This window comes from Cytobacillus firmus (genome assembly GCF_023657595.1).
In the GTDB taxonomy this organism is placed as follows: Bacteria; Bacillota; Bacilli; order Bacillales; family Cytobacillaceae; genus Cytobacillus; species Cytobacillus firmus_B.
In genome coordinates this window covers 3,993,097-4,005,495 of the sequence record NZ_CP098323.1, presented here as the reverse complement: position 1 = coordinate 4,005,495, position 12,399 = coordinate 3,993,097, and the positions used below count along the sequence as shown (strand labels likewise).

The following is a 12,399-nucleotide window of genomic DNA, read 5'->3' as shown; positions in this document are numbered from 1 at the left end:
ATGTTTCCGGCCAGTCACTTTCTTATTTAGACTCTGTCATTGATTTGTTCCGGATGGGATATAGAACCTTGTCCAATGTCCGGGCATTTTTTTCAGTTATTTCACTTTTACGGGGGATAGGGTTATATAAATCAGCCGGATCTTCCCATTCAGAGGGAAGAGGCACAGGTGCGTGTTCTTTCCACTTATTTATCCATTCCTCCGGGATATTGCCGTAACAATTAGAGTTTTCAGTCATTTCGAGCCAAATCATGGCCCATGCCCGGGGAACAACTCTCCAAATGTCATAGCCGCCGCCGCCGACTGCAATCCATTTCCCTCCGCAATATTCATGGGCAATTTCATGAGCCAGTTTCGGAATTTCCCTATAGATTTTTATAGTAGATGATAAATGGGTAAGAGGGTCAAGGTAATGTGCATCAGCCCCATTTTGCGTCAAAATTACATCAGGCTTGAAAAATTCCGCAACCTCCCGAAAAGCTGTACGGTATGCATGCAGCCAGGAGTCGTCTTCAGTAAAAGCGTCCACGGGAATATTAAAAGAGAAACCATATCCTTTCCCTTGTCCCCGTTCATTGATATTTCCGGTACCAGGAAAAAGGTATCGGCCTGTTTCATGAATTGATAGGGTGCATACATCCGGGTCATCATAAAATGACCATTGGACACCGTCACCATGATGAGCATCAGTATCTACATACAAAACACGGGCTTTATACTTTTCCTGCATGTACTTTATGGCTACTGAGCTATCGTTGTAAATGCAAAATCCGGAGGCTTTTCCCCTAAAACCGTGGTGAAGGCCTCCGCCAAGGTGCAGTGCATGCTTAGCACGTCCGTTCATAACGGCATCAACGGCTGCCAGGGTGCCTCCTACTAAAAGAGAGCTCGCTTCGTGCATATTGGAAAATATAGGTGTGTCCTCTGTTCCAAGACCATAGTTTTCACATGATTCCTCAGGAAGCTGTCCACGGCCGGCAAGCTTGACAGCATTCACATAATTTGGATCATGAATCAGGTGAAGCTCTTCATCCGAAGCCTGGCGCGGCGGGATAATATGACAGTCATCGATGGCATTTATATTTTTGAGCAAATCGAGTGTCAGCTTCAGCCTTATCTGATTAAAAGGATGATTTTTGCCGAATTTGTAATTCAGCAGGTCTTCCGAATAAACAAATACTGAATCATGTGTCATAGTGAAATCCCCGGCATATTTGGCCATAAAACGTGATGGCCTGCTTTTTTCAAATCTTCTACTACAAGTGTAGGATTCATTGTTTGTACCCTTATCACCAATATTTTAAATTTATCATCTGTTTTGTCAGGGTATACAAGGACACTCTGGATATTTGCCTTCCTTCTGCAAATGACTTCAGCGATTTCAAACAGCATGCCCGCCTTGTTCGGCACCTTCACTTCAATCTGCGAGCCTGGCTGATGAGCTCCCGTCAATTGAACTAATGTATGAAGCAAATCGGTTTCTGTGACAATCCCAACCAGCTTATTATCGTTTAATATGGGAAGGCAGCCAATCCGCTGCTCATAAAAAACCGCAGCAATTTCTTCAGCAAAATCAAGCGGATGACCAGTGATGATATCTGTCTTCATAATCATTTTTAACGGTCTCTGCAGATCTTCCTTAAACAGTTCTGTATGAAAAATAGAAGGTGTGGCGTCCCGAATATCCCTATCTGTTACAAGTCCCTGGAGTCTGCCATCTTCATCTGTTATTGGCAAATGCCGGATTCTTTTTTCACTCATAATTCTTATGGCATCGGCAATAGTGTCTTCTTTTGACAAAGCCGTGACATCCGTTTTCATAATTTCTTCTACAATCACTTTAAATGCCTCCTTATAAAATATATGGAGATACACTCATGCAGGAAAAGTCATAGCATGAACTATGTATTTACACTTCTATTAATACATAAAGCGATTCATAAAGCGCAAGCGGTCAAATTGCTGGACAGAATCCTGGTCTACTCTTTTTCCGATTCGGGCCATCAGGCAGTTTGCAGGGTGAGAACTGATTTCCGGGTCATCTGTGGCGTACCATTCAAGACCGCCTGCATTCATCATCTTTTCCATGATTTTTCGATATTCCCATACATTCAGGCCAGTTCCTTTTAAATCCCAATGCCAATAATACTCTGTCGTTATAACAATATAATCCTCCATAGCATCATCCATCATAGATACTTTCAGCAGGTTCTTGCCTGTTCCCGAACCCCGGAAAGCAGGAATCACTTCTATGGCACCCAATTCAATTAAATTATCCATCTTACCTTCAGACCAGCGTTCAAGGGGATCCGGATACAAGTAAGTAACATAGCCGACAATGGTATGTCTGTCACGGGCTACTATAATTCGGCCCTCAGGCAATCCCGCAATCTCAACCAGGGCTTTATGCTGCTGAGCCGGCGGCCTGAAAGCGACAAGATCTTTATGAAACTCATAATCTGCCAATTTTTCGGGTGTAATTGGCCCCTCAATGATTAATTTTCCATTGGCTGTTTTTAATTCCTTTGCATTATACGTTTTGTTATGTTCCATGTATTCACCACCCAGGTAGCATGATCAATGTATCTTCTATTATACATAAAAACGCGGATGATAAAGCGCTTTCACATAATTTTCTGTGTAATTTAAAAAAGTTTGTGACAATTTACGAGTCTGGTCATAACTACTTTTTTCTCCTTTAAAATTTTAAAAATTGAGAAAATATAATGTTTATACTATAATAATATCAAATCTAAATAAGGGGGAGAACTATTTATGAAAGTGGAAGCGCTGCCAGTAACACAAGGGGACTTCAATTTAAAAAATTATAATGAACTTTATGCAAATTTCAACTGGGCTGATGCGGAAAAAGAATTTTCCTGGAAAGAAACCGGCCGCATGAATATGGCCTATGAGGCTATTGACCGTCATGCGGAATCTTTCAGAAAAAATAAGGTTGCCCTTTATTATCGCGATGGGGAGAGAAATGAGAAGTATACTTTTAAAGAAATGAAGGATCTATCCAATAAAGCGGGAAATGCATTAAAAGCATATGGCGATGTTGAAAAAGGCGACCGGGTGTTCATCTTTATGCCGCGTTCTCCTGAGCTCTATTTTGCCGTATTGGGGGCTGTTAAACTGGGGGCTATAGTGGGTCCTCTATTTGAAGCTTTCATGGAAGGTGCGGTCCGTGACAGACTTGCTGACAGTGAAGCAAAAGTCCTGATTACAACACCTGAGCTTTTGGAACGGGTGCCTGTTGACCAGCTGCCTGCTTTAAAGCATGTATTCCTTGTTGGGGAAAATATAGAGGAAACCGGGCCATATGTCAATTTTAATAAAAGAATGGCTGAATCCAGCAGGAAGCTCCCAATTGAATGGGTTGACGGAAACGATGGGCTTATTTTGCATTATACATCCGGTTCAACAGGAAAGCCAAAAGGGGTGCTGCATGTACATAATGCAATGATTCAGCATTACCAGACAGCTAAATGGGTGCTGGACTTAAAAGAAGAAGATGTATATTGGTGCACTGCTGATCCAGGATGGGTAACCGGTACTTCATATGGTATTTTCGGCCCGTGGCTGACAGGGACTTCAAACCTTGTGGTCGGGGGCAGGTTCAATCCGGAGACTTGGTATAAAATGATTGAGGAGTATGCCGTTACAGTTTGGTATAGTGCTCCGACTGCATTCCGCATGCTGATGGGAGCGGGCGATGAAGTGGTGAAAAAATTTGATTTAAGCTCCCTTCGCCATGTCCTCAGTGTGGGTGAACCGCTAAATCCTGAAGTTGTCAGATGGGGTACAAAAGTCTTTAACATGCGCATCCATGATACATGGTGGATGACTGAAACAGGTGCACAGCTCATCTGCAATTATCCTTGCATGGAAATAAAGCCGGGATCCATGGGTAAGCCGATTCCGGGTGTAAAAGCAGCCATTGTCGATGATCAGGGAAATGAACTGCCGCCTAACCGTATGGGCAACCTTGCGATTAAAAAGGGCTGGCCTTCCATGATGCATGCCATCTGGAATAACGAGCAAAAATATGAATCTTATTTTATGCCTGGTGATTGGTATGTTTCCGGAGATTCCGCTTATATGGATGAAGATGGATACTTCTGGTTCCAGGGCCGTGTAGATGATGTTATCATGACATCTGGCGAACGTGTAGGGCCGTTTGAAGTAGAGAGTAAACTGATCGAACATCCTGCGGTTGCAGAAGCTGGGGTTATCGGCAAGCCGGATCCTGTCCGCGGAGAAATTATTAAAGCGTTTGTTGCTTTACGGGATGGGCATGAACCAACTGAGGAATTAGTGGAAGAAATTCGCCAATTCGTTAAGAAGGGCCTTGCTGCCCACGCTGCTCCGCGTGAAATCGAATTCCGCGACAAGCTTCCAAAAACCCGCAGCGGCAAAATCATGCGCCGTGTGCTTAAGGCATGGGAACTGGATCTCCCAACCGGTGATCTGTCTACAATGGAAGATTAAGAAAGTTCAAGGCCGCTGTTCAAAAACAGCGGCCTTCACGTGCTTTTAAAAGTATAAAACGAGAAAAGCAGAAATCCAATCAATGGATTTCTGCTTTTCATTTTAACCATTTTCAGCTGATGTCTCTCCATCTTCACCGGATTCTGATGGTTTTTCTTCCTTGGGCTTTTCTTCGGCTGGCGGATCTTTCGGTTTATCTTCCTTAGGCTTATCTTCCTTAGGTTTATCTTCCTTAGGCTTTTCTTCTTTAGGTTTCTCTTCTTCCGGCTTTTTGCCGATTTCCACTGCATTGGATGGAGCGGACTCTCTGCCGGCAATGTCAACGGCTGTTACATGGATTGAGCCGCTTCCAGCTTTAAAGCTAAGGGAGGAGCCGGCTTTTATGGTACCGACTTTTTTGCCTCCGTTATAAACACGGTAACCTATCACATCTTTTTCAGGGTGTGCGCCCCATGTAATGGTTTCACCCGAAGCCTTTATGCCTGGAGCTGCCGGGGCTTTACCGTTGTCTTTGAGCTGGTCAGCGCTAGTCAGTATGCTCTTCCAGCGTTCTTTATTCGGAATAAGAGTACTTAGATTTGATTTAATGCCGAATAGCTTTTGAATATATTCCGGATTGACTACCATTCCAGGTTCAGTAAACTCTTCTGGTGTTGAATCAAGTGCCATATATTTTTTATCGCCAATTCTTACAAGTTTTCCATTGCCGAGGCTGTCATCCACTTTTGTAGGAACAAATTTGGCATTGAATAAATCAGTCTCGACCAGGCCAGCCTTTGAACATGCCTCTGAAGGGAGCAGGCCGGAAATAGCACAGAATGAACGTCTTACGATTCCGCCCGGCATTTTAAAGCTTTCGCTCGGGTCCACAAGGTCAGGGGCAACATCATATGCTGCATTCATCAGGTCAGCCCACAGATAATTATTTCGCAGGCTATAGCTTAATGGGCCAGGAGCCTTCAATGATTTAGGCGTATCATAACCAGACCAGATGCCGAAGGTGACATTCGGGTTGGTTGCCACAAACCAGGCATCTATGAATTCAGTACCAGTACCTGTTTTCCCCGCCCAATCAGAACCGAACTTCAATCTGCTCTTAATCGATGTGGCAGTTCCGCTGTTAATAACGTCTCTCATCATATCGATTGTAAGGTACGCTGTCTGCGGGCTAAATACATCAACAGGCTCGGACTTATGCTGGAATATGACGTTCCCGTCTTTATCTGTAATTTTTTCAATCATATAGGCGTCAATAAATTTCCCGCCATTAGCAAATGTAGTAAATGCGTTTGTATTTTCTTCTACAGTTACACCGTATTCCAGTGATCCGATGGATGTAGACAAGTTTGTATAGTCAGGGCCGATAAGAGAAGTAAAGCCCATTTTTTCCAGGTAAGAAGCAGGCCGCTGTCCGACTATATCTTTATAGAGCTTTACAGCAGGGACATTGTATGAATGCTTAAGTGCATGTCTGGCCGAAACGAGCCCGCTATAGGTATTTGTATAGTTCTTTGGCCAAGGTCTGTTTAGTCCCGGAGCAAGGTGCAGCGGCACATCAGGAAGAATAGTGCCCGGCGCTGCCTTTCCCAGTTCTATTGCCGGAGCATAGACTAAAAGCGGCTTCATGGTTGAACCATTTTGCCTTAGAGCGCTTGTAGCATGGTTCAGCTGCTCGCGTTTGTGATCGCGTCCGCCGACAAAGCTGATAATTTTCCCGGTTTTATTTTCAATTAAGATCGCACCAACTTCTACGGGCTCCATGATTTGCTTGTTTTCTCCAGTTTCCGGATCCTTCACTGTCTCAGGTTTATCAGGGCCGTAATAAGGGTAGTTATCTTTGACCTGCTGCATCTTATCATAAATATCCTTGTTAATGGTCGTATGAATTTGGAAGCCATTCTGGCGGATTGTCCGGTCTGCAAGGGTTCTGTATTCCTCGCGGAGCTCGTCATCTTCTTTTAAGTCCTGTTCTTCATATCCGTCATTTTTTGCGAGAATTTTAGTCATGATTTTTACTGCACGTTCTTCTATTTCATACGTTAAATATGGATACTTTTCCAAAGGGCTCTCAGAAGCTGTAGTGAAATCCTTTGTCAAGTCATATGCCAAAGCTTCCTCGTATTGCTTCTGGTCAATCTTTCCGTCATCATACATTCTTTTCAGAACGGTTTTCATCCTTGAGAAACCCGGTTCCAGATTCTCTTTGACCGTTCCCTCCCTTGTAAAGGGAGTGTAGCCGAATGGACTCTGAGGAAGCCCTGCTATGAAAGCGGCCTGAGGCAATGTTAATTCTTTTGCACTCACCCCAAATATACCTTTGGCAGCTGCTTCAACTCCGGCAATATTACGTCCGGTTGCATTTCTTCCAAAAGTGGAAACATTGAGGTAGGCTTCCAATATTTCTTTTTTATCAAAGAATTTTTCCAGCCGCAAAGCAAGCAGAATTTCTTTTGCTTTCCGCTCGAAAGAAACTTCATTCGTTAAGATTTGGTTCTTTATCAGCTGCTGTGTCAGTGTACTTCCGCCGGATTGAACAGATGAATTTGTTACTTCCTGGAACAGTGCGCGCATTATCGCTTTTGGCACCACACCGTCATGTTCGTAGAAATACTCATCTTCAGTAGCTACTACTGCGTTAATTAAGTGTTCCGAAACATCATCAAGCTTAACTTCCTCACGTTCAAGGTCTGTTCTGAGCTTTCCGAGATATACATTATTTGCAAAGTATAGTTCTGATGTTTCTTCATAGTCATAAATATCCTTTTTCATGCTGGCATAGGATCTGATGGGCTCATCCTTTACAAGCGAAGCGAAATAACCAGCTCCGAGTCCCCCAGCGAATGCACCGCCAATCACAGCCAGGATGATAAAAAGCAAAGTAAGATTCCAGATGACCTGGTATGTTATACTTGCGCCTTTAGCGGCTTTCTTATTACCAAAAAGGCCCGGAGTCTGCCTCAATTTATCCATTAACATTTGAAACTTTTCTTTCATCGTATCAATCCCCCTAAAATCACATATATTATAGCACAATGTGACAGCCCAATATGACATGGTTCGCCATTTATCTGAAATTTCCTTTTTTGCACAGGAATTTGACATTTGGTTCAATTTTATGATAAAAATATTCTATCTTAGACTTTTAATATTTTACAGGCATTGATGGGAATCCAGTAATGCTTCTATCCCTGTTTCAGAAAGCCGGCGTTTGCTGCGAGCCGGTACAAATAGAAGGATGAATTACCTCCCTGAGCTTTCACTGTCAACCTGCACAGCAGTTATAGCAGTGGACGGATTATCCGTTATTCTGAAAGAGTGGAGGACATTTGTCCTCAATCTGGGTGGTACCGCGCAAAATGATCATGCGTCCCTGCATAATTGCAGGGGCGCTTTTTGTATGGTTAAAACCGTAAATGCCTTGAAAATAACCGTTGATAAGGAGGATATAAGATGAGCTTAATTGAAGATCTGCAATGGAGAGGAATTGTTTATCAGCAGACAGATGAAGAGGGTATTCAAAATACTCTTGGGAAAGAGAAGATTTCTTTGTACTGCGGTGTTGACCCTACTGCTGACAGCATGCATATCGGACACCTGCTTCCATTTTTAACGTTAAGACGTTTTCAAAAAGAAGGCCACCGTCCAATTGTTCTTGTTGGCGGAGCTACTGGACTTATTGGTGATCCAAGCGGCAAAAGCGAGGAAAGGAAGCTGCAGACTCTTGAAACAGTACAGCATAATGTGGACTGCATAAAGGGCCAGCTGAAAAGAATTTTTGATTTTGAAAGTGAAAACGGTGCAATTATGGTTAACAATTACGATTGGGCAGGCTCCATGGATATCGTTACGTTCCTGCGTGATTTTGGAAAACATGTCGGAGTCAATTACATGCTCGCTAAAGACACCATTTCTTCCAGGCTGGAAACAGGGATTTCCTTTACGGAATTCACTTATACCATCCTGCAGGCAATGGATTTCCTTCATTTATTTGAAAACCATAATTGTAAGATGCAAATTGGCGGAAGTGATCAGTGGGGAAATATTACAACCGGGCTTGAGCTTATCCGCAAAATGGCGCCTGAAGGTTCCAAGGCTTACGGCCTGACAATTCCTCTTGTAACGAAAGCGGATGGAACAAAGTTCGGCAAAACGGAAAGTGGCGCAATCTGGCTTGATCCTGAGAAAACATCTCCTTATGAGTTTTACCAATTCTGGATTAACACAGCAGATGCGGATGTAATCAAATACCTTAAATTCTTTACCTTCTTATCCCGTGAAGAAATTGAAAATCTTGAAAAAGCTGTTCAGGAAGAACCGCATCTCCGCAAAGCCCAAAAAGCACTTGCTGAAGAAATGACGCGTCTGATTCATGGAAATGAAGCATTAGAACAGGCTATCAAAATTACAGCTGCCCTATTTAGCGGAGATATAAAAAATCTTTCGGCTTCAGAGATTAAACAAGGCTTTAAAGATGTTCCATCTTATGAGCATTCTGAAGGAGAGGAATTGGGCATAGTTGACTTGCTTGTGGCTGCCAAAATCTCTCCATCCAAACGCCAGGCGCGTGAAGATGTGACGAATGGCGCTGTTTCTGTAAACGGAGAACGCGTAACAGAGCTTGATTACACTCTAACTGATAAAGACAAGATCGAAGGTCAATTTACTGTCATTCGCCGCGGAAAGAAGAAATATTTCCTGATTAAATACTAATATGCGAAAGCCCTCCTGTGACGGAGGGCTTTATTTATATATAATTGAATCAAAAATGGGTGGACAGATAGCTGATCCTGTTGATTAACGACGAAAGCAGGAGTCGAGGTTGTAAAGTGGGAGTTAATCCAGTAGATATAACAAAAAAACTGCCGAAATGCTTCGGCAGTTTAAATATTATTAACGAGAGTAGAATTCAACGATTAGAGATTCGTTGATTTCAGCTGGAAGTTCAGAACGCTCAGGCATACGAGTGAAAGTTCCTTCTAGCTTGTCTGCATCGAAAGATACGAAGTCAGGTACGAAGTTGTTAACTTCGATTGCTTCTTTAACGATGTCAAGGTTGCGAGATTTTTCGCGAAGTGTAATTGTTTGACCAGGTGCTACGCGGTATGATGGGATATCAACACGAGATCCATCAACCATGATGTGACCGTGGTTAACAAGCTGGCGAGCTTGACGGCGAGTGCGTGCAAGACCTAAACGGTAAACAACGTTGTCAAGGCGTGATTCAAGAAGAATCATGAAGTTTTCACCGTGCTTACCAGGCATTTTGCCAGCTTTATCGAATAAATTGCGGAATTGACGCTCATTTACTCCGTACATGTGACGAAGCTTTTGCTTCTCCTGCAATTGTAATCCGTATTCAGAGATTTTCTTGCGCTGGTTTGGACCATGTTGTCCAGGAGCGTAAGGACGCTTTTCTAATTCTTTTCCAGTACCGCTTAGAGAGATTCCAAGACGACGGGATAATTTCCAGCTTGGACCAGTATAACGAGCCATTTAAGACTCCTCCTTTTGTGTTTTTATTTGGGTAAAATAAAAACAGAAACAGATGCGCACAACAATCATGTTCATTTTGTTTTCATGTACCTTCGCCCTAGCAGCAGAGGGTTACACAGTACCCCATCCCCAGAAACATATAAGTCGCCAAAGGCGGCTGAAGCTGGTTGAGGAACAAAATGAGTACATCAAGGTGCTCACATAGGCTGCAATATTTTACACAAGGAGTATTATATAATTTTCAGAGGGTAAAAGTCAAGGTGATCTTTATTTTTTACTTCTTTTGATTTAAAGCATGTATTCATTATAAGGCAAAGTTTTTTTCTAAACCATATTTCACAGTAAATTAGAAAACTAGCAGGAGTCTCTTTGAAACTGTGATATAATAAAGAAAAATTTGGCAGAGGACTATCCTGCTGAAAACCGGAATTGAAACGAAATAGCCACATCTTTACCGGGATTATTAATTTTGGTCCGTTATAATATACCTTATTGGTTAAAAGATTCATGATCTGAGACATTTGATGGGTGATAAGAAGATGGATACACTTGAACGCCAAATCATACTTAATTTAAAAAGCCGATTTTTTGATATTATTGATACGGAGAACGGTTTCTTTCATTATGAAAAATTACTGAATGAAATGCTTTCTGCCATTCAAGCCCTTACCGAAGCGGATGAAATAACTCTCTGCGTTTTTAATGAATGGAAGCAGGAGTTTTTTGCAGAAGCTTCCACAAATCCGGAGGCTTTAGATTCACGTGTTTTTTCAGGTGATTTAAAAAGATGGGCTAAAACAAACAGTGAGTTCCAGAAGTTAGGCACGGAGATTACGGAAGAACAAATCATGATTCCTCTTGTAAAAGGAAACAAGCTGCTGGGCTGCATGATTCTAACAGGGGCATCAGGCTGTTTTCACACTTATCCAGAAAAAGTTTTTCAGGAACTTAGCGAAGAATGCGGGCAATTTCTTGATAAAGCTCAGGGTATGGCCAAAATTGCTTCTGAAGAGAAACGCTATAAACAGCTGTACCGCGTTACTGAGAAATTCCATTCTTCAATGGATATGGACATGGTACTGGGGGAAATTATCTTTACTCTCCAGGAAATGTACCCCACTTTTACCTATTATCTTCTGCTGTCGCAGGATAATAATAATCATGGTGATCTGCCTATTAGAGATCTTGAATATGACAGCGAAAACATCGCGGCCATGCAGGCTTATGTCACGGGGGCTGTTCAATTTGAAGATTCCCTGCAGGAAGTTCGCTCTATTCTGTATGCTCCCTTAAAAGGGAAACAGGGGGTTTATGGCGTGCTTCAGGTTATTGCACCTAATACCATCATATTCCCTAAAAATGAAATTGAATTTATAACGCTTCTGGCCAATACTGCAGGCAGTGCCCTGGAGAATGCACAGCTTTACCAGCAATCCAAGCGGCTTATAGCGGATCTTCAATTAATTAATGAAACATCCCATCGCCTGAACTCGAATTTGCGCCTTACAGAAACGATGAACTTTATGTCAGATCAGATTCTGCAGTCCTTTGATGCTGAAGAAGCCGGTTTCATCCTGATATCTGCTGATGCTTCTGATGTGAATATAATTCAGGGCAGTACTGAATTTTTTCATACCAAAGAGGCAGAAAGCTATATCCAGTATATGAAGGAAAAGATCATCAGGGAGAAAGAGTCTCTTTTTATTGGGGATTTTTCTTTACAGTCCGAGGGAGCGGCGGGCTGCTATAAATCCATTATGGCGGTTCCGATGACCCAGTCTGGAGTATTAAAGGGATTTGCGCTTGTCTTGCACAGTTCTCCTTATCATTTTTCATTTGAAACATTCAAGCTGCTGCAATCATTGATTCATCATTCCACCCTTGCCTTTACCAATTCAATGCTGAGAGAAGAGCTCGAAAAGATGGTTGTAACGGATCACTTAACAAAGCTTTATTCACGAAGCTATCTGGATGATCGCATACATCAGTCCATGAATGAAGATCATGAAGGAACCTTTATGCTGGTTGATATAGATGATTTTAAATTGATCAATGATACATACGGACATCAGGTAGGCGATGAAATCATTATTCAAGTCGCCAATTTAATTAACAGCAATATTCGCGGCACTGATATAGGAGCAAGATGGGGCGGTGAGGAGCTGGCTCTTTACCTGCCCGGTGTATCATTGTCAGCGGGTGCTCTTATTGCTGAGCGGCTTGTCAGAAAGGTATGCCAGATTACAGATCCCAAAGTAACCATTTCTTGCGGAGTTTCGCATTGGAGCAGGGGAAATATAGATTCATATGCTGCGCTTTTTAAGCGGGCTGACAGGGCTTTATATACTGCCAAGAATACAGGTAAAAATAAAGTGGTACTTGAGTCGGCAGCAGATACATTTATATAGGGGA

Annotated in this window: 8 protein-coding genes and 1 other annotated feature; of the genes, 3 read left to right on the top strand and 5 right to left on the bottom strand. The window is 42.5% G+C overall.

Annotated elements, in window-relative coordinates:
- Positions 1-22: 22 nt before the first annotated feature.
- From NAF01_RS20210 to NAF01_RS20200, 3 genes are all read right to left on the bottom strand, one after another.
- Positions 23-1,195: an acetoin utilization protein AcuC gene (locus NAF01_RS20210; protein WP_250801028.1), complete on the bottom strand. Its 1,173-nt coding sequence runs from the start codon at positions 1,193-1,195 to the stop codon at positions 23-25.
- On the bottom strand, positions 1,192-1,839 hold the full coding sequence (locus tag NAF01_RS20205) for an acetoin utilization AcuB family protein (RefSeq protein ID WP_048010844.1): 648 nt from the start codon (positions 1,837-1,839) through the stop codon (positions 1,192-1,194). The genes NAF01_RS20210 and NAF01_RS20205 overlap by 4 nt, the downstream gene beginning before the upstream one ends.
- An 81-nt stretch (positions 1,840-1,920) precedes the next feature.
- The gene (locus tag NAF01_RS20200) at positions 1,921-2,553 is read right to left on the bottom strand and encodes a GNAT family N-acetyltransferase (protein WP_048010845.1); all 633 of its coding nucleotides are present in this window, start codon (positions 2,551-2,553) and stop codon (positions 1,921-1,923) included.
- A 222-nt stretch (positions 2,554-2,775) separates the two neighbouring features.
- Between NAF01_RS20200 and acsA the strand changes: the two genes are divergently transcribed.
- Positions 2,776-4,494 (top strand): acetate--CoA ligase, encoded by a 1,719-nt coding sequence (gene acsA / locus NAF01_RS20195; protein ID WP_250801027.1) that lies wholly within the window; start codon positions 2,776-2,778, stop codon positions 4,492-4,494.
- A 102-nt stretch (positions 4,495-4,596) separates the two neighbouring features.
- Here acsA and NAF01_RS20190 read toward each other — a convergent pair whose 3' ends face one another.
- Complete coding sequence (locus NAF01_RS20190) at positions 4,597-7,488, bottom strand: transglycosylase domain-containing protein (protein WP_250801026.1); 2,892 nt, start codon at positions 7,486-7,488, stop codon at positions 4,597-4,599.
- A gap of 156 nt (positions 7,489-7,644) precedes the next feature.
- Positions 7,645-7,869, top strand: a binding site (T-box leader).
- 75 nt (positions 7,870-7,944) lie between these two features.
- Between NAF01_RS20190 and tyrS the strand changes: the two genes are divergently transcribed.
- A complete protein-coding gene (tyrS, locus tag NAF01_RS20185; protein ID WP_197208004.1) occupies positions 7,945-9,204 on the top strand; it encodes a tyrosine--tRNA ligase in 1,260 nt (419 codons plus the stop codon).
- A gap of 180 nt (positions 9,205-9,384) precedes the next feature.
- Here the strand turns inward: tyrS and rpsD are convergent, their stop codons facing one another.
- Entirely contained in the window at positions 9,385-9,987 is a 603-nt protein-coding gene (gene rpsD, locus NAF01_RS20180; RefSeq protein ID WP_048010849.1) for a 30S ribosomal protein S4, read from the bottom strand.
- A 539-nt stretch (positions 9,988-10,526) separates the two neighbouring features.
- Between rpsD and NAF01_RS20175 the strand changes: the two genes are divergently transcribed.
- Positions 10,527-12,395: a sensor domain-containing diguanylate cyclase gene (locus NAF01_RS20175; RefSeq protein ID WP_197248379.1), complete on the top strand. Its 1,869-nt coding sequence runs from the start codon at positions 10,527-10,529 to the stop codon at positions 12,393-12,395.
- Positions 12,396-12,399: the final 4 nt, after the last annotated feature.

Bases quoted from the DNA above. Each gene is read 5' to 3' on its own strand.
- NAF01_RS20210 (WP_250801028.1), bottom strand. From the start codon at position 1,195: ATGACACATGATTCAGTATTTGTTTATTCGGAAGACCTGCTGAATTAC.
- NAF01_RS20200 (WP_048010845.1), bottom strand. From the start codon at position 2,553: ATGGAACATAACAAAACGTATAATGCAAAGGAATTAAAAACAGCCAAT.
- acsA (WP_250801027.1), top strand. From the start codon at position 2,776: ATGAAAGTGGAAGCGCTGCCAGTAACACAAGGGGACTTCAATTTAAAA.
- NAF01_RS20190 (WP_250801026.1), bottom strand. From the start codon at position 7,488: ATGAAAGAAAAGTTTCAAATGTTAATGGATAAATTGAGGCAGACTCCG.
- tyrS (WP_197208004.1), top strand. From the start codon at position 7,945: ATGAGCTTAATTGAAGATCTGCAATGGAGAGGAATTGTTTATCAGCAG.
- rpsD (WP_048010849.1), bottom strand. From the start codon at position 9,987: ATGGCTCGTTATACTGGTCCAAGCTGGAAATTATCCCGTCGTCTTGGA.
- NAF01_RS20175 (WP_197248379.1), top strand. From the start codon at position 10,527: ATGGATACACTTGAACGCCAAATCATACTTAATTTAAAAAGCCGATTT.